Source organism: Streptomyces sp. NPDC056580, assembly GCF_042793175.1.
Lineage (GTDB): Bacteria > Actinomycetota > Actinomycetes > Streptomycetales > Streptomycetaceae > Streptomyces.
The window spans coordinates 179,635-205,923 of record NZ_JBHTVE010000001.1 but is presented as its reverse complement, the minus strand read 5'-3'; the positions used below and the strand labels follow the sequence as shown (position 1 = coordinate 205,923).

At 73.7% G+C, this 26,289-nt stretch carries 17 protein-coding genes, 1 tRNA gene and 4 pseudogenes; 13 read left to right on the top strand and 9 right to left on the bottom strand.

Annotated elements, in window-relative coordinates:
* Nucleotides 1–212 precede the first annotated feature (212 nt).
* Nucleotides 213–1,664 (bottom strand): glyceraldehyde-3-phosphate dehydrogenase, encoded by a 1,452-nt coding sequence (locus tag ACFQ9Z_RS00985; RefSeq protein WP_383009243.1) that lies wholly within the window; start codon nucleotides 1,662–1,664, stop codon nucleotides 213–215.
* 166 nt (nucleotides 1,665–1,830) lie between these two features.
* Here ACFQ9Z_RS00985 and ACFQ9Z_RS00980 point away from each other — a divergent pair, with 166 nt between their 5' ends.
* The 7 genes and pseudogenes from ACFQ9Z_RS00980 to ACFQ9Z_RS00950 form a co-directional block, all read left to right on the top strand.
* Nucleotides 1,831–3,039: a hypothetical protein gene (locus tag ACFQ9Z_RS00980; protein WP_383009241.1), complete on the top strand. Its 1,209-nt coding sequence runs from the start codon at nucleotides 1,831–1,833 to the stop codon at nucleotides 3,037–3,039.
* Between the two features lie 79 nt (nucleotides 3,040–3,118).
* A complete protein-coding gene (locus ACFQ9Z_RS00975) occupies nucleotides 3,119–3,811 on the top strand; it encodes an alpha/beta fold hydrolase (RefSeq protein WP_383009239.1) in 693 nt (230 codons plus the stop codon).
* Nucleotides 3,812–3,899: 88 nt separating this feature from the next.
* The gene (locus ACFQ9Z_RS00970) at nucleotides 3,900–4,220 is read left to right on the top strand and encodes a hypothetical protein (protein WP_383009237.1); all 321 of its coding nucleotides are present in this window, start codon (nucleotides 3,900–3,902) and stop codon (nucleotides 4,218–4,220) included.
* Between the two features lie 98 nt (nucleotides 4,221–4,318).
* A pseudogene (locus ACFQ9Z_RS00965) lies at nucleotides 4,319–4,849 on the top strand (PP2C family protein-serine/threonine phosphatase); the annotation flags it as partial.
* Nucleotides 4,795–5,382, top strand: a pseudogene (locus ACFQ9Z_RS00960) (MASE1 domain-containing protein); the annotation flags it as partial. The pseudogenes ACFQ9Z_RS00965 and ACFQ9Z_RS00960, both read left to right, overlap by 55 nt.
* Before the next feature lie 102 nt (nucleotides 5,383–5,484).
* Nucleotides 5,485–6,921, top strand: coding sequence for an L-seryl-tRNA(Sec) selenium transferase (selA, locus tag ACFQ9Z_RS00955; RefSeq protein WP_383009235.1), 1,437 nt, complete (start codon nucleotides 5,485–5,487; stop codon nucleotides 6,919–6,921).
* 5 nt (nucleotides 6,922–6,926) lie between these two features.
* Nucleotides 6,927–8,666, top strand: a pseudogene (locus ACFQ9Z_RS00950) (SelB C-terminal domain-containing protein); the annotation flags it as partial.
* 35 nt (nucleotides 8,667–8,701) lie between these two features.
* On the opposite strand, the gene ACFQ9Z_RS00945 reads toward ACFQ9Z_RS00950, so the two are convergent.
* A tRNA-Sec gene (locus ACFQ9Z_RS00945) sits at nucleotides 8,702–8,794 on the bottom strand.
* A gap of 35 nt (nucleotides 8,795–8,829) precedes the next feature.
* Here ACFQ9Z_RS00945 and selD point away from each other — a divergent pair.
* Nucleotides 8,830–9,840 carry a selenide, water dikinase SelD gene (gene selD, locus ACFQ9Z_RS00940; protein ID WP_383009233.1) on the top strand — a complete coding sequence of 337 codons (1,011 nt, stop codon included), beginning with the start codon at nucleotides 8,830–8,832 and terminating at the stop codon, nucleotides 9,838–9,840.
* A gap of 44 nt (nucleotides 9,841–9,884) precedes the next feature.
* Here the strand turns inward: selD and ACFQ9Z_RS00935 are convergent.
* A pseudogene (locus tag ACFQ9Z_RS00935) lies at nucleotides 9,885–10,100 on the bottom strand (hypothetical protein); the annotation flags it as partial.
* 658 nt (nucleotides 10,101–10,758) lie between these two features.
* Between ACFQ9Z_RS00935 and ACFQ9Z_RS00930 the strand changes: the two are divergent.
* Together ACFQ9Z_RS00930 and ACFQ9Z_RS00925 are read left to right on the top strand one after the other, a co-directional pair.
* Nucleotides 10,759–15,009: a HAMP domain-containing protein gene (locus ACFQ9Z_RS00930; protein WP_383009231.1), complete on the top strand. Its 4,251-nt coding sequence runs from the start codon at nucleotides 10,759–10,761 to the stop codon at nucleotides 15,007–15,009.
* A gap of 184 nt (nucleotides 15,010–15,193) precedes the next feature.
* Nucleotides 15,194–17,647, top strand: coding sequence for a SpoIIE family protein phosphatase (locus tag ACFQ9Z_RS00925; protein ID WP_383010273.1), 2,454 nt, complete (start codon nucleotides 15,194–15,196; stop codon nucleotides 17,645–17,647).
* Between the two features lie 47 nt (nucleotides 17,648–17,694).
* Here the strand turns inward: ACFQ9Z_RS00925 and ACFQ9Z_RS00920 are convergent, their stop codons facing one another.
* Together ACFQ9Z_RS00920 and ACFQ9Z_RS00915 are read right to left on the bottom strand one after the other, a co-directional pair.
* Nucleotides 17,695–18,144, bottom strand: coding sequence for an ATP-binding protein (locus tag ACFQ9Z_RS00920; RefSeq protein WP_383009229.1), 450 nt, complete (start codon nucleotides 18,142–18,144; stop codon nucleotides 17,695–17,697).
* Nucleotides 18,145–18,326: 182 nt separating this feature from the next.
* A complete protein-coding gene (locus ACFQ9Z_RS00915) occupies nucleotides 18,327–18,500 on the bottom strand; it encodes a CsbD family protein (RefSeq protein ID WP_383009227.1) in 174 nt (57 codons plus the stop codon).
* 318 nt (nucleotides 18,501–18,818) lie between these two features.
* Between ACFQ9Z_RS00915 and ACFQ9Z_RS00910 the strand changes: the two genes are divergently transcribed.
* Complete coding sequence (locus ACFQ9Z_RS00910; RefSeq protein ID WP_383009225.1) at nucleotides 18,819–20,012, top strand: ANTAR domain-containing protein; 1,194 nt, start codon at nucleotides 18,819–18,821, stop codon at nucleotides 20,010–20,012.
* 81 nt (nucleotides 20,013–20,093) lie between these two features.
* On the opposite strand, the gene ACFQ9Z_RS00905 is transcribed toward ACFQ9Z_RS00910, so the two are convergent.
* The 4 genes from ACFQ9Z_RS00905 to mgrA form a co-directional block, all read right to left on the bottom strand.
* The gene (locus ACFQ9Z_RS00905) at nucleotides 20,094–21,344 is read right to left on the bottom strand and encodes a cation:proton antiporter (RefSeq protein ID WP_383009222.1); all 1,251 of its coding nucleotides are present in this window, start codon (nucleotides 21,342–21,344) and stop codon (nucleotides 20,094–20,096) included.
* 5 nt (nucleotides 21,345–21,349) lie between these two features.
* Nucleotides 21,350–21,835, bottom strand: a complete 486-nt coding sequence (locus tag ACFQ9Z_RS00900; protein WP_383009220.1) for a cation:proton antiporter regulatory subunit — start codon at nucleotides 21,833–21,835, stop codon at nucleotides 21,350–21,352.
* Between the two features lie 113 nt (nucleotides 21,836–21,948).
* Entirely contained in the window at nucleotides 21,949–22,131 is a 183-nt protein-coding gene (locus tag ACFQ9Z_RS00895) for a hypothetical protein (protein WP_383009218.1), read from the bottom strand.
* 99 nt (nucleotides 22,132–22,230) lie between these two features.
* Nucleotides 22,231–23,274, bottom strand: a complete 1,044-nt coding sequence (gene mgrA / locus ACFQ9Z_RS00890) for an L-glyceraldehyde 3-phosphate reductase (RefSeq protein WP_383009216.1) — start codon at nucleotides 23,272–23,274, stop codon at nucleotides 22,231–22,233.
* A gap of 276 nt (nucleotides 23,275–23,550) precedes the next feature.
* On the opposite strand from mgrA, the gene ACFQ9Z_RS00885 reads away from it, so the two are divergent.
* A complete protein-coding gene (locus ACFQ9Z_RS00885) occupies nucleotides 23,551–25,095 on the top strand; it encodes an MFS transporter (protein WP_383009213.1) in 1,545 nt (514 codons plus the stop codon).
* A 208-nt stretch (nucleotides 25,096–25,303) separates the two neighbouring features.
* Nucleotides 25,304–26,146: a chitosanase gene (locus tag ACFQ9Z_RS00880; protein ID WP_383009211.1), complete on the top strand. Its 843-nt coding sequence runs from the start codon at nucleotides 25,304–25,306 to the stop codon at nucleotides 26,144–26,146.
* The last annotated feature ends 143 nt before the right edge of the window (nucleotides 26,147–26,289 follow it).

The window sequence follows — 26,289 nt, the reverse complement described above, 5'->3', positions numbered from 1 at the left end:
CGCGGCGCCGTGCGCCGCGCCACAAGCCGTCGCCGCCAGGGGCGGTGCGCCGGGACTGCTTCCCGCGCCTGGACACCCCCCTGCAGCGCACCGGCTCACCGCGTGCGCCGCGGGCCGAGCGCACGTGCCCGGCCCCCGACGGCCTGACCGCGAGCGCACGGCGGGCGCCGACCGGGGTGCCGGCCGGCGCCCGCCGGGCGCTCGCTCGGGCGTCAGACCGCCGTCGCCGGGTACGTCGGGTACTCCACGCCCGAGACGTGCTGGACGACCCGCACGACTTGGCAGGAGTAGCCGAACTCGTTGTCGTACCAGAGGTACAGGATCGCGTTGTCGCCGTCGACCTTGAGCGCGCCGGCGTCCACGATCGAGGCGTGGCGCGAGCCGATGAAGTCGCTGGAGACCGCGTCGGGCGCCGTGGTGAAGTCGATCTGGCGCTTGAGCGGCGAGGTCAGCGACACCTCCCGCAGGTAGTCGTGGACGTCCTCGCGGGTGGTCTCGCGGGCGAGCCGCAGGTTGAGGATCGCGATCGACACGTCCGGCACCGGGACGCGGATCGAGCTGCCGGTGATCGGCGCCTTGAGGTCGGGCAGCGCCTTCGCCACGGCCGAGGCTGCACCGGTCTCGGTGATCACCATGTTGAGCGGTGCGGAGCGGCCGCGGCGCTCGGCCTTGTGGTAGTTGTCCAGCAGGTTCTGGTCGTTGGTGAACGAGTGGACGGTCTCCACGTGGCCGCGCAGCACGCCGTACTCGTCGTCCATGGCCTTCAGCGGCGGGACGATCGCGTTGGTGGTGCAGGACGCGCAGGACAGGATCTGCTCGTCGGGCTTGATGGTGTCGTGGTTGACGCCGTGCACGATGTTCGGGACGTCGCCCTTGCCGGGCGCGGTCAGCACGACCTTGTCGATGCCGGGGCGCAAGTGCTTGGACAGGCCCTCGCGGTCGCGCCACTTGCCGGTGTTGTCGATGAGGATGGCGTCCCGGATGCCGTACTCGGTGTAGTCGACGTGCGACGGGTCGTCGGCGTAGATGACCTTGATCGCGTTGCCGTTGGCCACGATCGTGCTGCCGGCCTCGTCCACCGTGATGGTGCCCTGGAACTGGCCGTGGATGGAGTCGCGGCGCAGCAGCGAGGCGCGCTTGACGAGATCCCCGGCGGCACAGCCGCCGCCGCGCACGACGATGGCACGCAGCCGCAGACCGTTGCCGGAGCCGGCCTTCTCGATCAGCAGCCGGGCGACGAGGCGGCCGATGCGGCCGAAGCCGTACAGGACGACGTCGCGCGGCTCGCGGCGCTCGATCTTGTCGGCGCCGGTGGCGCCGGCGACCGCCTCCGCGGTGAACTCCGCCACGCTCAGGCCGCGGTCGTCGGCCTTGTAGGTGGCGGCCAGCATGCCGAGATCGATCTGGGAGGGCCCGAGGTCGAGGGTGGTCAGGGCCTGGAGGAACGGCATGGTCTCGGTGACCGACAGCTCCTCGCCGGCTATCTGCCGGGCGAAGCGGTGCGTCTTCAGGATGCTGACCACCGACTTGTTCACCAGGGAGCGGCTGTGCAGCAGGACGGTCACGTCCCGCTCGCGGTGCAGCTTTCCGATGATCGGGATCATGGACTCCGCGATTTCCTCGCGGTGCATCCAGTTGGTGAACGAGTCGTCGTTGACAGTCACAGATCTATCTTTCGAGCTAGGCAGCGCTCATATGGTAACCACACCCTACTTCGATCTCTCCGGGGCCCCGGACGGGGCCCTCCACGGTTCCTGAATCAGGGTGGAACAGGCCGGGACACGCGGGTCGCGCTTTGCACCCCCGTACCGGGGTGACCAAGGTCGGGGCGTGAGCACGTCTTCCGTCCCCCGGCCCGAGCCGGCCGCGCCGTCCGGTCCCGTCCGCGGAACGCGGCTGCCCCTGGCGGTCCGGCACCGGATGCCCGAGGGCGCCCCCGCCGCCCTCGCGCTGTTCGCGGCGGTCAGGTTCGCCGGGATCCTCGTCGTGATAACCGCCGACCACCTCGCCGGACACCCCCTGACCAGGAGCCTGGCCCACTCCTGGGACTCCCGCTGGTACCTGCACATCGCCGCCCACGGCTACGGGCGCCTGATCTGGATCAGTCCGGCCGGCGCCGTGCAGACCGACTGGGCCTTCTTCCCCCTGTACCCGTGGCTGGTGCGGGCCGCGCTCACGGTGCTGCCGTGCACCCCCGGGCAGGCCGCGCTGACGGTCGCCTGGGCCGCCGCGGGCGTGGCCGCGTACGGCCTCTACCTGATCGGCCACCACCTCTACGGCCGTACCGCCGCCACCGCCCTGGTCGCCCTGTGGGCCGTCCTGCCGCACTCCGTCGAGCTGACCATCGCCTACACCGAGTCCCTGTTCGCCGCGCTCGCTGTCTGGTCCCTGTACTGCGTGCTCAAGGGCCGCTGGCTGTGGGCCGGTTCGCTCGCCGCGCTGGCCGGACTGTCCCGGCCGACCGGGTTCGCCGTGGCCGCGGCCGTGGGCGTCGCCGCCGCGCTCGAACTGCTGCGGCGGCGCGGACGGGTGCCGCTCACCCTCTGGGCCGGCGCCCTTCTCGCCCCACTGGGCTGGCTCGGCTACGTGCTGTGGGTGGGCGCCCGGACCGGCGACCTGTTCCGGGGCTACTTCACGGTCCAGAGCGCCTGGGACTCGCGCTTCGACTTCGGCGCCGGCGCCGTGCGCTTCCTCCGGATGCTGTTCCGGTACGGCGGAGGCGTCGTCTACCCCGTCGCGCTGATGCTCGTGCTGACCGGCGTCGTGCTGTTCGGGCTGCTCTGCCTGGACCGGGCCCCGCTGGTCCTGGTGGTGTTCGCCGGGGTCCTGGTGCTGCTGGTGCTGGGCGGCTCGGGCTCCTTCTCCTCCAAGCCCCGCTTCCTGCTGCCGGCCTTCCCGCTGCTGATCCCGCCCGCCCGCGCCCTCGCCCGCACCTGGCGGGTGCGACCCGCCCGCGCCCTGCTGGTGGGCGGCGCCCTGACCGTCGTGTCGCTGCTCTACGGCGCCTACGTGACCGTGATGGCGCACTCCCCGCTGTGAGCCGCGCCGGCCGGCGCGGTGGATCGGGCGCCGGTTCGGTGGCAGGATCCTGCGGCGCCCGGACGAGAGAGGCCAGCCGATGAGACTGCACACCCGCGAGTGGGGGACCGGAGAGCGGATCGCGGTCCTGATCCACGGGATCATGTCCGACCACCGGACCTGGCGCCGGGTCGCGCCGGTGCTCGCTGACCGGGGCTACCGGGTCATCGGCGTCGACCTGCGCGGGCACGGCGCGAGCGGCCGGGGTGAGTACGGAGCCGGTCCGTGGGCGGACGACCTGGTGGAGACATTGCCGGACCGCCCCGAGCTGGCGATCGGCCACTCGCTCGGCGGTATGGCCCTCGCCCTCGCCGTGGAGCGGCTGGCGCCGAAGCGGGCCGTCTACTGCGATCCGGCGTGGGAGCTCGGCGGGCACGCGGTGTCGGCCGCCGCCCACTTCGCCGACTTCAAGCACGTCACCCGCACCGTCATCAGGGGTTTCAACCCGCGCTGGGAGGAGGCCGACGTGGACGTGGAGCTGGCGACCATCGCCGACTGGGACGCGGCCACCGCCCAGGCCCTGCCCGACACCTACGCGGTCAGCCGCACCCCGGCGCGCCCGGTGGTGCCGTCGCTGGTGGTGCTGGCCGGCGCCGACAGCCTCGTACCGCCCGCGATGGAAGGCGAGCTGACGCGGCGGGGCTTCGAGGTGCGCAGGGTGCCGGGCGCCGGGCACACCCTCTACCGGGACGACTTCGAGGGTTTCATGACCGCCCTGGACGGATGGGTCTGACTTCGGTCCGCCGCCGGCGGAGGGGGCGGCGCGCCGTGCGAAGCCCCGGAATCGGGGTAGGCGGGGTAGGTCCGAGGAAAGGATCGTCATGACGACCTACGTCATCACCGTGCCCGGTACCTTCACGACGGGAGTCGGGGACGAGGCCCGTGCGCGGCTGAGCAGGCAGCTCCGGCCCGCCGATCCGCACACCACGCGGATGGGCAGTACCGAGGATCTGGACATGCTCAACGTCAACGAGGACAACACCTTCACCCTCCGTCTGACCGTCGAGGCCGATTCCGGGCCGCACGCCGAGGAGGAGGCCCGCCGGATGGCGGACTCCGCGCTGCGCGGCGCGGGCCTGGACGAGCGGACGGCGCCGCTGGGACCCGCGGTCGTCACGGGTATCGACTCCGAGGTCCGCTGACGGTGCGGACCGGGCGGCCCCTGCCCTGCGGCGAACCGCCACGAAAGGGTAAAATCTAGGTATTCTGCCTAAGGGTGCCGCCCAGCCGGATGTGATCGATGTTCCGTAAGCCCTCCACGGACGACGGCGACGAACTGCTGGTCCGGCTCGGGATGCTCACCGCCCAGGCGCGCGAGCGCGCGGAGCTGCGGCGCGCCCAGGTCGAACTGGCCATCGCCCTGCAGCGCGGCATGCTCTCGCCGGACCTGCCCACCGCACCCGGCCCGCACCTGGCCGTGCGCTACACACCCGCCTGCCACGGTCTCAACGTGGGCGGCGACTGGTACGACGCCTTCGTCCTGCCCGACGGCGGCATCGGGCTGTCCATCGGCGACGTGCAGGGCCACAACATCGAGGCCGCCGCCTTCATGGGCCAGGCGCGGACCGCGCTGCGGGCCCTCGCCTCCGTCAGCACCGAGCCGGCCGAGGTCCTCGCCCGGACCATCGGGCTGCTGCTCTCGCTGGGCGTCGAGCTCTTCGCCACCTGCAGCTTCATGCGGCTCGACCCGGTCACCGGTGTCATGGAGAGCGCGCGGGCCGGCTCGTCCTCACCGGCGAACTGGCCCCGCACGGGTTCTGGGCGGTATGGCTGGCCTGGTGGGTGGGCGACGCCATGGGCGTCGTGATCGTCACCCCGTTCCTGCTGCTTCTGCGCACCCGCTGGTCGCCGTCGCTGGGACGCTGGAAGGAGGCCACCGCGCTCGCCCTGGTGGCCTGCACCATCGTGCCGCTGGCCACGTACAGCTCGATCAGCCTGCTCTTCCTCGTCTGTCCGCTGATCATCTGGGCCGCGCTGCGCTTCCAGCTCGTGGGCGGCATGCTGTGCGTCCTGCTCACGTCCGTGCTCGCCACCGTCGCGGCGACGGACGCCGTCGGCGCCTTCGCGGGGCTGAACCGCATCGAGGTCATGGCGAAACTCCAGGCCTTCAACGGGGCGACGGCGCTCACCGCGCTGCTGCTGTCCGCCGTGATCACCGAACAGCGCAACACCCGGCGCTCCGTCGAACAGGCCTGCCGGGAACTGGTCGAGGTGCTGGCGCACCTCACCGCGGGCGACGCGCCGCCGCCCCGGCCGCCCCCGCACGCCGGCGACCGGCCGCGGGAACCCGGCGGCGACCGGTGACACGGCCGGCTCCGCCCGGCGTGTCGAGCGGCCGGGCGAGGGCACTGGGAGACGATGGAGAGGCCGGCACGGGCACGGCAGGGCCTGAGGAACAGGGGCGGCATGGAACGACGGGTGGCACCCGGCACGGACGACCGGAACCCGGACCCGAGCGGGCACGGCTCCGGTGTCCCGGCCGGTCCCCCCGGACGCCCGGACGCGCCCGCACCGGCGGCCTCGGCCGGACCCCGGGGTGGCGGCGATGCGCGGCGCCGGATCCCGCGTACCGATGTGCTGCTGCGCGACCCGCTGCTCGCCGGGGCCGCGCGGCGGCTCGGGGACGATGTGGTCAAAGGGGCGATCCGGCGGGCGCAGGACCGGGCGCGGGAAGGCGGCATCGCCCCGGAGCGGGTGCTGGACACCGCCGTCGCCCTGCTCCCCGGCACGGCCGGCGGGCTCCGCCCGGTGATCAACGCGACCGGTGTCCTGCTGCACACCAACCTCGGCCGGGCGCCGCTGTCGCAGGCGGCCCGCCAGGCCGTGGCGGCGGCCGCCGGACCCACGGACGTCGAACTCGACCTGGCGACCGGCGTGCGGGCCCGGCGCGGCCGTTCCGCCCTGGCCGCCCTGGCCGCCCGCGTGCCCGACGCCGGCGGCGTGCACGTCGTCAACAACGGCGCCGCCGCGCTCGCGCTCGCCGCCACCGCCCTGGCGGCCGGCCGGGAGATCGTCGTCAGCCGGGGCGAGATGGTGGAGATCGGCGACGGCTTCCGCCTGCCCGACCTGCTCGTCTCCACCGGCGCCCGGCTCCGTGAGGTCGGCACCACCAACCGCACCACCGCCGCCGACTACGCCGCCGCTACGGGACCGGAGACCGGCTTCATCCTGAAGGTGCACCCGTCCAACTTCCGCGTCACCGGGTTCACCCGTGCAGCGGAGGTCGGCGAACTCGCCGGGCTGGGCGTGCCCGTGGTCGTCGACATCGGCTCAGGACTGCTCGCCCCGCACCCCGGCCTGCCCGAGGAACCGGACGCCGCGACGGCCCTGCGCGCCGGGGCCGCCCTGGTCACCGCGAGCGGCGACAAACTGCTCGGCGGCCCCCAGTGCGGCCTGCTGCTGGGCCGGACGGACCTGGTGCGCGCCCTGGCCCGGCACCCGCTGGCCCGCGCCCTGCGCGTCGACAAACTCACCCTGGCCGCCCTGGAGGCCACGCTCACCGGCCCGCCCACCCCCACGGCCGCCGCCCTCACCGCCGACCCGGACCGGCTCGGGGACCGCGCCGCCCGGCTCGCCGCCGCCCTTGCCGCCGACGGGATCGACGCGCGGGCCGTCGCCGGCACCGCCACGGTCGGCGGGGGAGGGGCGCCCGGAGTCACCCTGCCCAGCGCCGCGCTGTCGCTGCCCGAGCCGTACGCCGTGGCGCTGCGCACCGGCCGGGTGCCGGTGGTCGGCCGGCTGGAGGGCGGGCGCTGCCTGCTCGACCTGCGGGCCGTGCCACCGGAGGACGACGAGCCGCTGGCCGGTGCCGTGCGGGCGGCCCGCCCGGCCGCGGAGAGGTAGACGGCATGCACGTCCTCGCCACCGCCGGCCACGTCGACCACGGCAAGTCGACCCTGGTACGGGCGCTCACCGGCATGGAACCCGACCGCTACGCGGAGGAGCGCCGCCGGGGCCTGACCCTCGACCTCGGCTTCGTGTGGACGCGGTTCGAACCGGCCGGGGAGCACCTCGCCTTCGTCGACGTGCCCGGGCACGAGCGCTTCGTCGCGACCATGCTCGCCGGCGCCGGCCCGGTGCCCGCCGTGCTGTTCGTCGTCGCCGCCGACCAGGGCTGGCAGCCCCAGTCGCAGGAGCACCTGGCGATCCTCGACGCGCTCGGCGTCCGGCACGCCGTCCTCGCGGTCACCCGCGGCGACCTCGCCGACCCCGAACCGGTCCGCGCGGACGCCGTCGGACGGCTCGCCGCCACCTCCCTCGGCAAGGTGCCGTCCGTGGCGGTCAGCGCCGTCACCGGCGCCGGACTGGACGACCTGCGCGCCGAACTGGTCCGGCTGGCCGCCGCGCTGCCCGTCCCCGACGCCGAGGCCGACGTACGCCTGTGGCTGGACCGTGCGTTCACAGTGCGCGGGCACGGCACCGTGGTCACCGGCACGCTCGGCGCGGGCACCCTGCGCCTCGGCGACCGGCTGGTCACCGGGGACGGGGACGTACTGCGGGTGCGCGGCCTGCAGACCCTGCACGAGGAGCGGGCGGAGGCCGGCGCGGTGGCCCGGGTTGCCGTCAACGTGCACGGCCCGGCGGCCGGCCGGCTGGGGCGCGGGCAGGCGCTGCTGACCCCGGACCGCTGGCTCACGACCGGCGTCGCGGACGTCCGGGTCGCGGGCGAGCCCGTCGGCGACCTGCCCCGTTCGGTCACCCTGCACATCGGCACGGCCGCCGTCCCGGTGACGGTCCGTCCGCTGGGCGAGGACACCGCCCGGCTCACCCTGCACCGTGAACTGCCCCTGCGGATCGGCGACCGCGCGGTGCTCCGCGAACCCGGCGGCAGCCGCGTCCCCTGCGGCGTCACGGTCCTCGACGTGCGCCCGCCCCGGCTGAACCGGCGCGGCGCCGGCCGGGCCCGCGCGGCCGAGCTGGCCGGGATGACCGGGCGCCCCGACGGCGCCGCCGAACTGCGCCGCCGGGGGCTCGTCCGGGGTGGTGACCTGCTCGCCATGGGCGCCCCGCTCCCGGCCGGGCCCGTCGCCGGTGACTGGCTCGCCGACGGCACGCACTGGAAGGCCCTCGGGGACCGGCTGGCCGCCGAGGTCGCCCGGCACGCCCGCTCGCACCCGCTGGAACCCGGCCTGCCCGCCGAGGCGGCCCGCCGGCTGCTGGGCCTGCCCGACCGCGCCCTGGTGGACGCCCTCGTGCGGGCCGCGCCCGGGCTCCGCGACCACCAGGGGCGGCTGTACGGCACCGAGGGCACCCGGCCCGTCCTGCCCCCGGCCGTGCGGGCGGCCGTCGACGCCGTGCGCGGGGACCTGGAACGAACGCCCTTCCGCGCGCCCGAGGCCGACCGGCTGACCGGGCTCGGCCTGACCCGCAAGCCGCTGGCCGCCGCCGTTGCCGCGGGCGCCCTGCTGCGGATCGCCGACGGGATCGTGCTGCTGCCCGGGGCGGACACCGAGGCCGCGGCCGTACTGCGCCGGCTGCCGCAGCCGTTCACGCTGAGCCAGGCCCGGCAGGCCCTGGACACCACGCGCAGGGTCGCCGTGCCGCTGCTGGAGTACCTGGACGCCCAGGGGCACACGGAACGCGTCGACGACCAGCGACGCCGCTGCCGGCCCGGGCGGGGGAGCGGAGGCGGACGGGAATCGAACCCGCCTGCCCGAGATCCTCGGGCACCTCGGTTTTGAAGACCGGGAGGGCCACCAGGCACCCACACGCCTCCACCGCCCGACCAGGCTAGTGCCCCAGGAGACACGTATGACGCCGACCCGCCAAGCCTCCGTACGCCTCACGCAGTTCGCCCACGGCGGCGGCTGCGCCTGCAAGATCCCGCCGGGTGAGCTGGAGGAGGTCGTCAGCGGCCTCGGCGCGCCGCTGTCCGGCGGCGACAGCCCGCTGCTGGTGGGCCTCGCCACCGGGGACGACGGGGCCGTCGTCACGCTCCCCGGGCAGGACACGGCCATGGTGTGCACCGCCGACTTCTTCACCCCCGTCGTCGACGACCCCTACGACTGGGGGCGCATCGCCGCCGCCAACGCGCTGTCCGACGTCTACGCCATGGGCGGCCGGCCGGTCCTCGCCGTCAACCTGCTGGCCTGGCCCCGCGACCGGCTCCCCTTCGAGCTGGCCCGCGAGGTGCTGCGCGGCGGTCTGGACATCGCCACCGAGGCCGGCTGCCACGTCGGCGGCGGGCACAGCGTGGACGACCCGGAACCCAAGTACGGCATGGCCGTCACCGGTCTCGCCGACCCCGCCCGGCTGCTGCGCAACGACGCCGGCCGCCCCGGCGTGCCGCTGTCGCTGACCAAACCGCTCGGCCTGGGAGTGCTGAACAACCGGCACAAGGCGACCGGGGAGCGGTTCGAGCAGGCGATCGCCACCATGACGGCGCTGAACCGGGACGCCGCCGCCGCCGCCCTGGCCGCCGGGGCGACCTGCGCCACCGACGTCACCGGCTTCGGGCTCCTCGGCCATCTGCACAAGCTCGCCCGGGCCTCGGACGTGACCGCAGTGCTGGACACGGCCGCGGTGCCGTACCTGGACGGCGCCCGGGAGGCCGTGCGGGACGGCTACGTCAGCGGCGGGACCCGGCGCAACCTGGAGTGGGTCGCGCCGCACACCGACTTCGGCGCGACGGACGCGGACACCCGGCTGCTGCTGGCGGACGCCCAGACCTCGGGCGGACTGCTCGTCGCGGGCGAGGTGCCCGGAGCACCGGTGGTGGGGGAGCTGGTGCCCCGCGGCGACCACTCGATCGTGCTCCGCTGAGCCGCCCGCCGGGGCCCGCCTGCCCGCCGCGGCCCCCGGCCGTCCTACGGCTCGGTCCCGGTGTGCTCGTCGATGCCCGCCCGGGCCCGGTAGGGCCGCACCAGCTCCAGCGACGCCGGACCCCGCGGACGGGGCCCCGGCCGGATGTCCACGGCGAACGCCTTCGTCTCGTGGATGTGCGTGTTCGGGTCCAGGGACAGGTGCAGCAGCTCGTTCGCGGCGTCCCCGGTGCTGTAGCCGTTCGGACCCCAGCGTCGTGGCCGTTGATCCCGGCCAGCACGGCCTCGGCGTCGGGCTCGGCGATCGGGCCCTTCGTCGGGTAGTCCCAGGCCAGGTCGAGCACGGGCCGGTCCATCTCGTCGGTGGAGCCGGCGAGCTTCCGCCGGACGAGCCGCCCCAGGTGGTACGTGCCCGCTGGGGGCCGTACAGCAGATGCCCGTGCGACGCTCCTGCGCCCGTCGTGCCGTCGTGGTCCGGAGTCATGGCGCAGCCTCTCCTCGGTCAGCCCTCGCCCCGCTGACGGCGCGGGCGCGGAGGCGGGCCGGGCTCTGGTGTGCCCTGTCTCGAGCGTGGCACGGTTGCCCTCCTTCGGAGCGCCCGAAACGGCCCCCCGACGGCCGTGGCACCTCGCGCGAGCGCCGCCGGCAGGCGCCGGTAAGAGGTGTGCCGAACTCCTCCGGATACCCCGGTTCGCATGCCCTACACCCGGGCGGGCGCATCCGTTCGCGAAGTCACGGCGGCCGGCCGCCTGCTTTGTCGGAGGGCGCAGAAGTGGGTTAGCCTTCGGCGTATTTTTCTCATCAGGCAAATCCGTGAACTGCGGAAATGCGCACACCAAGGGCCGGGTCAGGCCGCGTGCCCGGCGGTGGTTCCGAGCCCTCTGCCCGAGGGCTCCTGGGGAGCGGAACGAGGGTGAACATGGCCGGCAAGGCGACTGGGGCGATTGACGCGGTCCCGGGCGAACAGGAACTGAGACGTCTCCTCGCGGGGCTGACGGCCGTCCGCGACGGCGACTTCGGTACGCGTCTGCCGGACGACTCCAGTGGACTGATGGGCGACATCGCCACCGTCTTCAACGGCATGGTCGACCAGTTGTCCGTGTTCACCTCGGAAGTGACCCGGGTGGCCCGCGAGGTGGGCACCGAGGGCACCCTCGGGGGCCAGGCGGAGGTGCCGGGGGTATCGGGCACCTGGGCCGACCTCACCGACTCCGTCAACGCGATGGCGGGCAACCTCACCACCCAGGTGCGCGACATCGCCCAGGTCGCCACCGCCGTGGCCAAGGGAGACCTCTCCCAGAAGATCGACGTGCCCGCGCGCGGCGAGATCCTCCAGCTGAAGGAGACCGTCAACACGATGGTCGACCAGCTCTCGGCGTTCGCGGACGAGGTGACCCGGGTGGCCCGCGAGGTCGGCACCGAGGGGCGCCTCGGGGGGCAGGCGCAGGTGCCCGGGGTGGCCGGTGTCTGGCGGGACCTCACGGATTCGGTCAATTTCATGGCCGGAAATCTCACCGCCCAGGTGCGCAACGTCGCCCAGGTGACGACGGCGGTCGCGCAGGGCGACCTGTCGCAGAAGATCACCGTGGACGCGCGGGGCGAGATCCTGGAGCTGAAGAGCACCATCAACACGATGGTGGACCAGCTCTCGGCGTTCGCCGACGAGGTCACGCGTGTGGCCCGCGAGGTGGGCACCGAGGGCCGGCTCGGCGGCCAGGCTGACGTCAAGGGCGTCAAGGGCACCTGGCGCGACCTCACGGACTCGGTCAACTTCATGGCCGGGAACCTCACCGCCCAGGTGCGCAACGTCGCCCAGGTGGCCACCGCGGTCGCGCAGGGCGACCTGTCGCAGAAGATCACCGTCGACGCGCGGGGCGAGATCCTGGAGCTGAAGAACACCATCAACACGATGGTGGACCAGCTCTCCGCGTTCGCCGACGAGGTGACCCGGGTGGCCCGCGAGGTCGGCACCGCCGGCAACCTCGGCGGACAGGCCACCGTCCGCGGTGTCTCGGGCACCTGGAAGGACCTCACCGACAACGTCAACGTGATGGCGTCCAACCTGACCGGGCAGGTCCGCTCCATCGCCCAGGTCGCCACGGCGGTCGCCAAGGGCGACCTGTCGCAGAAGATCACCGTCGAGGCCAAGGGCGAGGTCGCCGCGCTCGCCGACGTCATCAACACCATGGTCGACACGCTCTCGGCGTTCGCCGACGAGGTGACCCGGGTGGCCCGCGAGGTGGGCACCGAGGGCCGGCTCGGCGGCCAGGCGCACGTGCCCAACGTGGCCGGCACCTGGAAGGACCTCACCGACAACGTCAACTCCATGGCCAACAACCTCACCGGCCAGGTGCGCAACATCGCGCTGGTGACCACCGCCGTGGCCAAGGGCGACCTGTCCAAGAAGATCGACGTCGACGCGCGCGGCGAGATCCTCGAACTGAAGACGACCATCAACACGATGGTGGACCAGCTCTCGGCGTTCGCCGACGAGGTCACGCGTGTGGCCCGCGAGGTCGGGACCGAGGGCCGGCTCGGTGGCCAGGCCGAGGTCGAGGGCGTCTCCGGCACCTGGAAGCGCCTCACCGAGAACGTCAACGAACTCGCCGGCAACCTCACCCGGCAGGTGCGCGCCATCGCCGACGTGGCCAGCGCCGTCGCCGAGGGCGACCTGACCCGGTCGATCACCGTAGACGCCTCCGGCGAGGTCGCCGACCTCAAGGACAACATCAACTCCATGGTGGAGTCGCTGCGCGAGACCACCCGGGCCAACCAGGAACAGGACTGGCTCAAGACCAACCTCGCCCGTATCTCCGCCCTGATGCAGGGCCACCGCGACCTGCCGGTCGTGGCGGAGCTGATCATGGACGAGCTGGTGCCCCAGGTCTCCGCCCAGTACGGCGCCTTCTACCTCGCCGAGGACGGCGAGAGCGGTCCCGAACTGCGGCTCGTCGGCGCCTACGGCAGGCCCGAGGAGGACGACCGGCCCGCCCGCATCCCGTTCGGCCGGTCCCTGGTCGGCCAGGCCGCGCGCAGCCGCCGCACCATCGCCGTGGACGAGCTGCCGCCCGGCTACGTCACCATCTCCTCCGGACTCGGACAGGTCGAGCCCACCGCGCTGCTGCTGCTGCCCATCGTCTTCGAGGAGCAGGTCCTCGGCGTCATCGAGCTGGCCTCGGTCACTCGGTTCACCCCCGTCCAGCGGGACTTCCTGCAGCAGCTCGTGGACACCATCGGCGTCAACGTGAACACGATCGTCGCCAACGCCCGCACCGACGAACTGCTGGAGGAGTCCCAGCGCCTCACCAGCGAACTGCGCTCGCGCTCCGCCGAGTTGCAGGCCCGTCAGGAGGAACTGCAGCAGTCCAACGCGGAACTGGAGGACAAGGCCTCCCTGCTGGCCGACCAGAACCGGGACATCGAGGCCAAGAACCTGCAGATCGAGCAGGCCCGGCAGGAACTCGAGGCCCGCGCCCAGCAGTTGTCGCTCGCCTCCCGGTACAAGTCCGAGTTCCTCGCCAACATGAGCCACGAGCTGCGCACCCCGCTCAACAGCCTGCTCATCCTGGCCCAGCTGCTGGCCCAGAACCCCTCCCGCAACCTCACCCCGAAGCAGGTCGAGTACGCGGGCATCATCCACTCCGCGGGCTCCGACCTGCTGCAGCTCATCAACGACATCCTCGACCTGTCCAAGGTCGAGGCCGGGAAGATGGACGTCACCCCGGAGCGGGTCCCGCTGCGGCAGCTCATCGAGTACGTCGAGGCCACCTTCCGCCCGATGACCTCGCAGAAGAGCCTCGACTTCACCGTCACCACCGCGCCCGGCGCCCCCGCCGACCTGATCACCGACGACTCCCGGCTGCGGCAGATCCTGCGCAACCTGCTCTCCAACGCGGTGAAGTTCACCGAGCAGGGCAGCGTGGAACTGCGCATCGAACCCGCCGCCGACGACGAGGTGCCCGACGGCGTGGTGCGGGGCGGGGCCATCGTGGCCTTCCGGGTGAAGGACACCGGCATCGGCATCCCCGAGCAGCAGCGGGAGACCATCTTCGGCGCCTTCCAGCAGGCGGACGGCACCACCAGCCGCAAGTACGGCGGCACCGGCCTCGGCCTGTCCATCACCCGGGAGATCGCCCACCTCCTCGGCGGCTCCGTCACCGTGACCAGCACGCCGGGCAAGGGCAGCACCTTCTCCCTCTTCCTGCCCGTCGCCCGGGTGGACTTCGAGGAGCTGCTGCGCAGCGCCCCGAAGCCGCCCGAGCTGACGCCGGCCGGCACGTCGCCCGCGACCGAGGCCCCGGACGGCGCTCCCCAGGCCGTCGCCAGGCGGGAGCGCCCGCGCCGGCTGCTGGTGGTGGAGGAGCGGCCGCGCGGCCTGCTCACGCTCGTCGCCGAGAGCGTCGTCGGCGACCTGGCGCACACCCGCGCCGAGGGCGCCACCGTCGACATCATCGCCGCGGTCGGCGCACACGAGGCGGCCGGCGCCCTCGCCGCCGAACCCTGCCACTGCGTCGTCGTCGAACTCGGCGCTCCGGACGGGGAGTCGGCGCGCTTCCTGCGGGCGCTGCGCGGCGACTCCGCGCTGGCGAGCGTCCCGGTCCTGGTGCACAGCTCGCACCGCACCGAGCACCTCGCCGAGGACACCGCGGGCGGCTCGCTGGAGTACCTGTACAGCCTGGACGAGCTGCGCGAGCGGATCGCCCTGCACCTGTCCGCCGAGGAGCCCGGTGAGGTGCTCACCCTGGTCCGCGGCGAGGAGCCGCAGGTCACGGCGCCCCAGCCGGTGGACGAGCGGACCCGCGGCCGCACGGTCCTCGTCGTCGACGACGACGCCCGGAACCTGTTCGCGCTCAGCGGCATCCTCGAACTGCACGGTTTCCGGGTGCTGCACGCGGAGAACGGCCGCAAGGGCATCGACACGCTGGTGAACAACCCGGACGTCGAACTCGTCCTGATGGACGTGATGATGCCCGAGATGGACGGCTACACCGCCACGGCCGAGATCCGCCGGATGCCCCGGTACGCCGACCTGCCGGTCATCGCCGTGACCGCCAAGGCCATGCAGGGCGACCGGGAGAAGAGCCTCGCGTCCGGAGCCAGTGACTACGTCACCAAGCCGGTGGACACCCAGGACCTCATCGCCTGCGTCCGGCGCTGGCTGCCCGCATGAGGAGGCGACGCGTGACCGCGGCCGAGGAGAGTGTCCGTTGAACGACTACGAACCGCTGCCCGAGGCGGCCGGCCTGGTCCCGGGCGCCCACGGCGCCGGCCAGCCCGCCGTACCCGGCCCGTCCACGGCCGTGGAACCGGCGGACGGGCCCGGGGACGTGGAACCGGCGTACCCGCCCGGGGCCGTGGAGCCGTCCGCCCTGACGGGCGTCGCGGAGCCGTCCGCCCTGACGGGCGTCGCGGAGCCGTCCGGCCCGTCGGGGGCCGGCGAGTTCCCCGGCGCGACGCAGGAGACGGGGCCCGGCGCTCCCGTCACCACGCCCGTCGGCAGGCTCGCCGCCACCGTCGAGCGGCTGCGCGGGGAGGTACGGGCGGCGCAGGCCGAGGCCGAGGGCCGGGCGCTGCTGGAACTGGCCAAGGGCATCCTGGTCGAGCGCCTGGGCTGCGGCCCGGCCCAGGCCGCCCGCCAGCTCGCCGAGCTGACCGAGCAGGCCCGGATGACCCCGCTGGAGTTCGCGGTCGAGGTCATCAACCAGGCCGCCCGCGACCGGGTCTCGGAGGTCGCCAAGGCCTTCCTGGCCGCCACCGCGGACCCGGTCGCGGCGGAGGAGGACTCCGCCGCCGTACGGCTGCGCGCAGCCGAGAGCGGCGCCTTGGCCGCGGACGACACCCAGGCGGTGGCCGACTCGCTCCTCCAGCACGCCCTGCGGCCGCTCGGCGCGGTCGCCGTCGCCGTCTGGGCCGCCGGATCCGACGGCTCGCTCACCCTCGCCGGCAGCGCGGGGTTCCCGCAGACCGAGGCGGACCGCTGGCGCTACGTGCCGCCGGACGTGGCCACCGTGGCCCGGCGCGGCCTGACCGAACCGGGCGGCCAGTGGCTCACCTCCCTCGCCGAGTCCGGGCTGCCCACCATCGGCCGCCGGGACTTCGCGGAGGGCGCCCGGGTCGCCTTGCCGGCGGGCGCGGGCGGCCGTATCCACGGCGTCCTGGAGATCGCCTGGCCCGGCCCCGAGGGCCCGCGGCCGCCCCAGGTGGTCCGCCAGCTCGAGGCACTCGCCGAGCTGTGCGCGCACACCCTGGAGTCGCACCCGCTGCTGCCCGGCCCCCAGGACACCCGGGTGCTGCCGGACGTGGTGGAACTGATGGACCTGGCGGACGGGCTGCACGACCCGGCGCTCGTCCTGGTGCCGCACCTCGACGAGACCGGCCGGCTCGTCGACTTCCGCATCCAGCACGTCAACAGCCGCTTCCTGGACCCCGCGGGCCGGCCGCGGGCCGTGGTCGGCGGCGCCCTGCTGCTGGAGGCCTACCCGATGGCCGCCGGGTCCAACGAGCTGTTCCAGCGGGTGGAGCGGGTGTACGCCACCGGCGAGCCGTTCCGCGCCCAGCGCATGCGGCTCACCGCCCTGGTCGACCAGGTGCCGCTGTCGGCCTTCGCGGACATCAGCATCAGCCGGCACGGCACCAGCGTGCTGCTGATCTGGCGGATCGAGGACGAGACGGCGCGCCTGGCCAGCCTGCTCCAGCACGCCCAGCGGCTCGGCCGTATCGGCGGCTTCGAGGAGAACCTGCTGACCGCCGAGATCACCTGGAACGGGCAGCTCTTCGACCTGTACGGCCGCCCGCCCACCAGCCCGCCCGTCCCGCTGGAGGACCTGGCCGCGCATGCGCACCCCGACGACGCCGTCGGCATCGGCCGGTTCCTGCGCACCCTCGTGCACCAGCGGCGCCCGGCCTCCGTCGCCTTCCGGCTGCAGCGGCCGGAGGGGGCCACCCGGCACGTGCGGGTGGTGGCCGAACCGGTCCTGGACACCGACGGCCAGCTACTGATGGTGCGCGGCGCCTACCAGGACATCTCGGCCCAGCACTGGACCGAGGTCGCCCTGGCCGCCACCCGTGACCAGCTCGCCCACACCGAGCAGCAGGCCGACGAGCGCAACCGGCTGGCCCTGCAGCTCCAGCACGCCATCATGCCCCCGGCCCAGGCCCCCCTGGAGGTGCCGGACCTGCAGGTGGCCGTGCGGTACCGGCCCGCGGAGACGGAGCACCTGGTCGGCGGCGACTGGTACGACGCGGTGGTGCTGCCCTCGGGCCTCGTGCTGCTGTGCGTGGGGGACGTGGCCGGGCACGGCATAGAGGCGGCGACCAGCATGGTGGTGCTCCGCAACGCCCTGCGCGGCCTGGCCGTGACCGGCGCCGGACCGGCGCAGCTGCTGTCCTGGCTGAACATCGTCGCCCACCATCTGACCGGGGCCGTCACCGCCACCGCGGTGTGCGGTCTGTACGACGGCGAGCGGCGGACCCTGCGCTGGGCCCGGGCGGGGCATCTGCCGCCGGTTCTGGTGCGGGACGCGGAGGCCAGCGCCATGCCCACGCTGAAGGGGCTGCTGCTGGGCGCCGTACCGGACGCGGTGTACGAGGAGACGGAGGTGCAACTGGCGGCCGGGGACACCCTGCTGATGTACACCGACGGGCTGATCGAGCGACGGGACCGCTCCGTCCAGGAGTCCCTGTCGCATCTGCTGTCCATGGCCCGCTCCGCACCCGGCGGCCTGGACCAGCACCTGGACCGGCTGCTCACGCACAGCAGGTCGGACACGGACGACGACACCTGCATCGTGGGGCTGAGGCTTGCCTGAGCCGAACGCCCGGGCCGGCCGGAGCCGTGCGGCGTCGTCGCCCCGCGTCACCCGCCCGGTCGGGGGTGCAGGGCGACGGTGGCGGTGACGCGCTTGCCGCGCGGCAGCGGGGTGACCCCGAGGCCGCCGCTGAGCATGTTCACCAGGAGCAGCCCGTGGCCGCCCACCCGGCCCGGGTCGGGCGGGGGCTGCCGGGGCAGCTCCGGGGAGGTGTCGACGACCGTGATGCTCAGCGCCGAGGCGTCGGGCGCCAGCTCCAGCAGGAGCGCGCACGGGCCCGGTGCGTGTTTGACGGCGTTGGTGACGAGCTCGCTGGCGACCAGCTGGGCGTCCTGGAGAGCGCGCCGGCCCGGTGCGGGCCGGGTCTGCTCCAGGAGGGCGCCTACCGCGTCCCTCGCCTCGGCGATGCAGGGCGCGCCGTAGTCCCAGGTGCGGCTGTACCGCAGGGTGGGGGGACGGTCCTGCGTGACCGTGTGAGTCGACAGTTGGATGTCCATACCTCGTTGCCCTCTTCCTCCGGGGGTCGGGGTCCCTTCCTGATCGGGGAGGCGCGTGCCGTCCCTGTCGCGGTTACCCACTGGAGGGTCGATCAAGTGCACGCGAACCGGGGCAGGCCGCGGAGATCAGGTCTAACGATCCCCGCGGCCTGCCCCGGCGTGCTGCTCCGGTGCAGAACTCGTCAGTGCTTGAAGACGTCCTTGCCCTTCTCCTTGGCCTCCCGGGCGTCGCCCCGCGCGCCTTCCATGCGGCCCTCGGCCTCCAGGCGCTCGTTGCCGACGGTACGGCCGACGGCCTCCTTGGCCTTGCCCTTGGCCTGCTCCGCCTTGGCCTTCGCCTTCTGGTTGCCTGCCATCGGGTAGTCACATCCCAACGTCGTTCCGGTGTGCGGTCGACATCCGGTTTGCCGTTCTGTCCCGGTCCAAACCCCCGAGCCCCGCGGCCTGCCCCTCGGCGTGCCGTGCCCGGCGCTCCCGCCGGGCACGGGGCCGGTGCCGCTGGGCCGGCCGGGGAGCGTCGCCCGTGTCGTCACGCCCGCGCGGCCCGCGTCTGCTTGCCTTTTCCCGGTGACCGGGAACAGGGTGGTGGAAGGAGCCCGCCGGGCGGCGGACGGTGGTCCGCGCGCGGCGGGGGCGGACATGTGCGCGCACACGAACCCACTCGACGGCGCACCGTGACCACGGGCGCCTCGCTGACCGTGCTGCCGGTGGCCGACCGCGCGGTGGTACTGCGGCTGTCCGGTGCCTGGGACCGCCACGGCGCCGGCCGGGCCCTGAGCCGCGAACTGGAACCGCGGCTGGCGAGTGCCGGCCGGCGCGGGCTCTTCCTCGTCCTGGACGTCTCCGGGGTCAGCGGGACGAGCACCGAGTTCCGGGACGCCCTGTACGCCCTCACCCGTCACCTCGGGGCCGAGCCGGTCCTGGTCAGCGGCGCGTGCCCCCCGGTGCGCGCGGTGCTCACGGCCGCCGAGCTGCCAGGTGTGCGGTTGTGTCCCACCCTTGAGGAGGCCCTGGCCGTCGTGTGCCGGGCGGCCGCCGCGGGGCCGCGGCCAGAAGCGGCGCGGGCGGTGCCGGAGGACGTGCGCAGCGAGGTGTTCGGGCTGCGGGCGAAGGCGCGCACCAGCGGGCTCATCGGGATCGCCCAGGGCATGCTGCTCGCCCGCTACGGCCTGCCGGGCCCCGAGGAGGCGTTCGCCCTGCTGCGGGCCGGCTCCCAGCACCACAACGTGCCGCTGCGCGTGCTGGCCGCGGCGGTGGTGAGCGCGCCGGCGCCGCGGGCGCCGCAGGAGTGGTTCCCCGGACGCCGTCACCTTCCGCCGCCCGTCCTCGACCTCGCGCCGCGCGCCGCGGTGGACGTACGAGACCGCCGGCAGGTCCTCAGGGCCGCCGTGTACACGGCGGTGACCGTGACCGACGCGGACGCGGCGGAGATCCACCTGACCGACCACACCCGTGAGGCCCTCGTCCTGGAGGCCCACCACGCGCTGGACGCCGCCTACCGCGACTGCCTCGCCCTGGTCTGCGGTCCGCCCGCGGTGTGCGCCCGGGCCCAGGCGGCCGGCAAGCCGGTGACCGTCTCCGACGTGGCCGCCGACCCGGACCTCGCCGGGCACCCCGTCGGCCGGGCCACGCTCGCCGCGGGCAGCCGCGCCGTGCACAGCACCCCGATGATGACCACCGAGGGCAAATGCAAAGGCGTGGTGTCCGTGCACCGGGCGGAACCGGGCGCCTGGCCGGCGGCGGGACAGGAGACCGCCCTCGGGGAACTGGCCGGCGACCTCGCCGCCTGGCGCTCGTGGTACCGCCGCACCGTCGTGCTCGACGCCCTGGAGTACCTGCACGCCCGCGGCACCGGGTGGGCGGACTGAGGGGGACCGGCCGGCGGCAGGCGGAGCTGGTCCCAAGCCGGGCGGCCGAGGGGTGCGGGTCCTCGGCCGGCCGGCGCGGGGTCAGGAGCGGCCGACGGGGTCCTGGTCCAGCAGCGCCGACTCGTCGTCCTCGGCCGGTGAGGGGCCGCCGGCGGCCGGTGCCGTGCGGCGGCCGGCGAGGCCGGCCAGCCGGCGGGCGACCGGTTCGGTGTAGCGGGCGGTGAGCGGACCGAGGACCACCAGGATGAGGACGTACGCCGTGGCCAGCGGGCCGAGGTCGGAGTCGATGCCGGCGGTCACCGCCAGACCGGCGATGACGATGGAGAACTCGCCGCGGGCCACCAGCGTGCCGCCGGCCCGCCACCTGCCCTTGGCGGATATGCCCGCCCGGCGCGCCGCCCAGTAACCCGTCGCGATCTTGGTGAGCGTGGTGACGACCGCCAGGGCGAGCGCGGGCAGCAGCACCGGCGGGATGCTGGCCGGATCGGTGTGCAGGCCGAAGAACACGAAGAACACCGCGGCGAAGAGGTCCCGCAGCGGCGCGAGCAGGTTGTGCGCGCCCTCGGCGACCTCACCGGAGAGCGCGATGCCGACCAGGAACGCGCCCACCGCCGCCGAGACCTGCAGCTGCTGGGCCACGCCGGCCACCAGCAGGGTCAGTCCCAGCACGACGAGCAGCAGCTTCTCGGGGTCGTCGCTGGAGACGAAGCGGGAGATGTGCCGCCCGAACCGCACCGCCGGCAGCAGGACGAGACCGGCGACGCCGAGGGCCACGGCCAGTGTCACGCTGCCCGCGGCGAGCCCGGTCCCGGCCAGCAGGGCGGTGACGACGGGAAGGTAGACCGCCATCGACAGGTCCTCGAGCACCAGGATGCTGAGGATCACCGGGGTCTCCCGGTTGCCTATCCGGCCCAGGTCTCCCAGGACCTTGGCGATGACGCCGGAGGAGGAGATCCAGGTGATGCCGGCGAGGACGACGGCGGCGATGGGACCCCAGCCGAGCAGCAGCGCCATCACGGCGCCCGGCAGGGCGTTGAGGGTGGCGTCGACGATCCCGGCGGGGTACTGGGTCCTGAGGTTGGAGACCAGGTCGCTGGCCGTGTACTCCAGGCCCAGCATGAGCAGCAGCAGGACTACGCCGATCTCGGCGCCGATCGCCACGAACTCCTCGCTGGCGCCGAGCGGCAGCAGCCCGCCCTCGCCGAAGGCCAGCCCGGCCAGCAGGTACAGGGGGATGGGGGAGAAGCTCAGGCGCGCGGCGAGCCGGCCCAGCAGCCCGAGGCCGAGGATGATCGCACCGAACTCGATCAGGAAGACCGCGGAGGAGTGCATCCGCATCACTCCCGGCCGAGGATCGCGGCGGCCGCGTCGACGCCCTCGCGGGTGCCGATCACGATGAGCGTGTCCCCGCCGGCCAGCCGGAAGCCGGGCCCGGGGGAGGGGATCGCCTCGGCGCGCCGCAGCACGGCCACGATGGAGACCCCGGTCTCCGTGCGCATCCGGGTGTCGCCGAGCAGCCGGCCGTTCCAGTGCGAGACCGCGGACAGCTCGATCCGCTCGGCGACCAGGCCCAGCTCCGTGGTGGAGAGCAGGTTCGGGCTGTGGTGCGTCGGCTGGAGGGCCTCGGCCAGCGCCTGCGCCTCGCCGCCGGTGAGCCGCGCGGACAGGGCGCAGGCGTCGGGATCGTCACCCTGGTACGCGCTGAGCGTCCTCGCGCCGTCGCGGTGGGCCACCACCGAGAGCCGTTGCCGCTCCCGTGTCGTCAGGTCGTACCGCACACCGATTCCCGGCAACGGCGTGCTGCTGGTGCGCGCTGCGCCCATGACCGCCCCCCTGCTCGACTTGAAGGTTTCTTGAGGAAACCATTACCGGGATCTTAACCCCTTGCGTGGCAAGGCCACGCAGTGGTTCCGGTTCGAGGAGGGCGGGACGGCACTCAGGGGGTGGAGCCGGGGCCGGTCTCTCCGTCGCGCGGGTCGGGCTGGCAGGTCCGGCAGAGTTCGTGCCCGCCGTCGCGGGTGACGACGGTTCCCCAGCCGAGGCAGTGCTCGCAGTCGCGGGCCAGACCGAGGTCGGGGCGGGGCGGCGGGAAGGGGCTGTGGTGCGCTCCGTAGGCCATACGGGGGGCGGCTCCTCGAGTCGCGGTCACGGTCCGGATGGCCCCATTATGTCTGACTTTTTACTTATGTCCAAATCTGACGGCGCTCGGTGCCAGGTGTCAGCCGAGGGTTCCCTGGCGTGCCTCCCGCCACAGGTCCACGCCGCCGTCGGTGGCGTACTTGTCGATCTCGGCCAGTTCTTCGGCGCTGAACTCGAGGTTCTCCAGCGCGGCGACGTTCTGTTCGAGCTGCTCGGTGCGGGAGGCGCCGATGACCAGCGAGGTGACCCGCTCGTCACGCAGTGCCCAGGCCAGTGCCAGCTGCGCGAGGCTCTGCCCGCGCCGCGCGGCGATGTCGTTCAGGGCGCGCAGGCGGCCGCGCATGTCCTCGGTCAGCCAGGCCGGGTCGAACGACTTGCCCGCCGCGGCCCGCGAGTCCCGCGGCACGCCCTCCAGGTAGCGGCCGGTCAGCAGCCCCTGGGCGAGGGCGGTGAAGCCGATGACCCCGAAGCCCTCCTCCTCGGCCGCGTCCAGCAGGCCGTCGGTCTCGATCCAGCGGTTGAGCATGCTGTACGACGGCTGGTGGATCAGCAGCGGCGTGCCCAGCTCGCGCAGGATCGCGGCGGCCTGCCGGCTGCGCTCGGTGTCGTAGGAGGAGATGCCGACGTACAGGGCCTTGCCCTGGCGGACGGCGGTGTCCAGCGCGCCCATCGTCTCCTCCAGCGGCGTGGTCGCGTCCAGCCGGTGGGAGTAGAAGACGTCCACGTAGTCCACGCCCATGCGCCTGAGCGACTGGTCCAGCGAGGCCAGCACGTACTTGCGGGAGCCGCCGCCCTGCCCGTAGGGGCCCGGCCACATGTCCCAGCCCGCCTTGGTGGAGATCACCAGCTCGTCCCGGTACGGCGCGAGGTCCCGCCGCAGCAGCCGGCCGAAGTTGATCTCCGCGGAGCCGTACGGCGGGCCGTAGTTGTTCGCCAGGTCGTGGTGGGTGATCCCGAGGTCGAAGGCGCGCAGCGCGATCTCGCGCTGGGTCTCGAAGGGGCGGTCGTCGCCGAAGTTGTGCCAGTAGCCCAGGGACAGGAGCGGGAGGTCCAGTCCCGAGCGGCCGGTGCGCCGGTAGCGCATGGTGCCGTCGTAGCGAGCGGGGTTCGCGACGTGGTTCATCGGGTCGTCTCCGGGTGGTGCCGTAGGGGTGCCAGTCGTGTGCGAGAGGGCACGTCCACCCTGCGCCTCCATGATTCGTAAGTCCAACCGCCGCCCGTCATGGCATTGAGCGGTCCGGTTTCTGAATCGGCCGCGGCGCGGCGCCCAGGTGCCCTGCGGGACGTGCGGCCGCTTTGCAGTGTGGCGGGTGCGAAGCAGGGCAGATGGGTGGGGCACGTGGTGACAAGGGCCCGGGCGCCCGGGGACGGGCCGGCGGGCAGTGGAAGGGAGACGCCCATGAGCGGGGTCACGCCTGACGGTGGACACCGGGCCGGCGCAGGGCCGAGGACTCCGCGGGCCGTCGCGGAGCTGCCGCGCCAGGTCCGCGAGGAACTGGCCCGCAGGCTCCGCCGCAACCGGCGCGCCTTCCGAAAGGACGACGTCCAGGTCGTCGAACCGCCGCTGCTCAGGCGCGCCGTGGGCGCCTCGGCACTGGGCAACTGCATGGAGTGGTTCGACTTCGGCGTCTACAGCTACCTCGCGGCCACCATAGGCAAGGTCTTCTTCCCCGGCGCCTCCCCGGCGGCCCAGGTGATCTCGTCGTTCGCGACCTTCGCCGCCGCCTTCGTCGTGCGGCCCCTCGGCGGCCTGGTCTTCGGGCCGCTCGGCGACCGGATCGGCCGCCAGAAGGTGCTCGCCACCACCATGATCATGATGGCGGTGGGAACCTTCGCCATCGGAATCATCCCCGGTTACGCCACCATCGGCATCGCCGCTCCGGTGCTGCTCCTGCTGGCCCGTATGGTGCAGGGCTTCTCCACCGGCGGCGAGTACGGCGGCGCCACCACGTTCGTCGCCGAGTACTCACCGGACCGCAGGCGCGGATTCCTCTCGAGCTGGCTCGACTTCGGCACCTTCGTCGGTTACGCGCTCGGCTCGGCCCTGGTGACCGCGCTGAACCTGATGCTGACCGACGCCCAGATGCTCTCCTGGGGCTGGCGGGTCCCCTTCCTGATCGCCGGGCCGCTCGGCGTGATCGGCCTCTACATGCGGCTCAAGCTGGAGGAGTCCCCGGCCTTCCAGCAGCAACTGGACGAGCACGAGAAGAGCCTGGCGCAGGAGTCGGCGGGCGGCGAGTTCAAGGAGATCGTCAGGAAGCACTGGCCCGCCCTGCTCATCTGCATGGGCCTGGTGCTGCTCTACAACGTCACCAACTACATGGTCACCGGCTACCTGCCGACCTACCAGACCGAGGCGCTCCACCGCTCCAGCGGCTCCGCCGACGTCCTGGTGCTGATCGGCATGGTGTGGATCGTCCTGCTGATCACCTTCCTCGGCCGGCTCAGCGACCGCGTCGGCCGGCGCCCCCTCTACGCCATCGCCGCGGCCGCGATGATCGTGCTGGCCGTTCCCGCGTTCCTGCTGATCAAGGCGGCGGGGACCTGGCAGCCGATCCTCGGCGTACTGCTGCTGTCCACCCTGCTGGCCTGCTTCGCCGCGCCCAGCGCGGCCACGCTGCCCGCGCTGTTCCCGACCGCCGTCCGGTACGCGGCCATGGGCATCGGCTTCAACCTCGCCGTCGCCGCGTTCGGCGGCACCACACCGCTGGTCACCGCCGCGCTCGTCGGCGCCACCGGCGACGACCTGATGCCGGCCTACTACCTGATGCTGGCCGGCGCCATCGGCCTGCTGACGGTGAAGTTCCTGCCGGAGAGCGCCCAGGTGCCGCTCAACGGCTCGCAGCCGATGGTCGGTTCGCAGGAGGAGCGGCGGGAGCTGATCACCACCTCGAAGGAGCTGTACGACTTCGCGCGGGAGCGGGTCGGCACGCCGCACGCGTGATCCCGGCGGCGGGCGGGAGCCCGGCGCCGCGCGGCCGCCCTTCGGGTGCCGAGGCCACTCGCCGGACGGGTCCGGGGGAGCGCACTGTTCGATCCTACGAACTTCGCGCGGTACGGGTTACGGGCCGTCGCCGAAAGCGATAGGAAACTTTCCTATCAGTTCGGCACGGAACCCAACTCCCAACCCCCCACATCCCCTTGGAGTCCCTGTGGCCTACACAGACCGCCGGCCCGCGGCCCACACCGCCCTGTCCCGCCGTACCGCCGTCGCCCTGCTGGGCGCCGCCGCCACCGGCACCCTGCTCGCCGGGCTCCCGCGTACCGCGCGGGCCGCGGCCGCCGCCCCCGGCCTCGACGACCCGGCGAAGAAGGAGATCGCCATGCAGCTGGTCTCCAGTGCGGAGAACTCCTCGCTCGACTGGAAGGCCCAGTACAAGTACATCGAGGACATCGGCGACGGGCGCGGCTACACCGCAGGCATCATCGGCTTCTGCTCCGGCACCGGCGACATGCTCGACCTCGTCCAGCTCTACACCGACCGCAGCCCCGGCAACGTCCTGGCCCGGTACCTGCCGGCCCTGCGCCGGGTCGACGGCACCGACTCGCACGACGGCCTGGACCCCGACTACCCCCGGGACTGGCGCCGCGCCGCCCAGGACCCGGCCTTCCAGCAGGCGCAGAACGACGAACGCGACCGGGTCTACTTCGGCCCCGCCGTCGCCCAGGGCAAGGCGGACGGGCTGCGCGCGCTCGGCCAGTTCGCCTACTACGACGCCATCGTCATGCACGGCGACGGCGACGACCCCACCAGCTTCCGCAACATCCGGCGCCGTGCCCTGCGCAGCGCCAAGCCGCCGGCGCAGGGCGGCGGCGAGACGGCGTACCTGAACGCCTTCCTCGACGCGCGGGTGTGGGCCATGAAGCAGGAGGAGGCCCACAGCGACACCAGCAGGGTCGACACCGCGCAGCGGGTCTTCCTGCGCAAGGGCAACCTCGACCTGAACACGCCGCTGGACTGGAAGGTGTACGGCGACAGTTACCACATCGGCTGACGCCCGGGCCCGGAGACGCCACGGCGGGCGCGGCAGCCTCACGGCGCCCGGGACCGGGAGCACCGGACCCGGCGCGCGGCCTGCCGCGCAGTGAGCCGTGACCCGCCGGCCCACGGGGGCCGGGGGCGCCGTCCGGCGCGCCC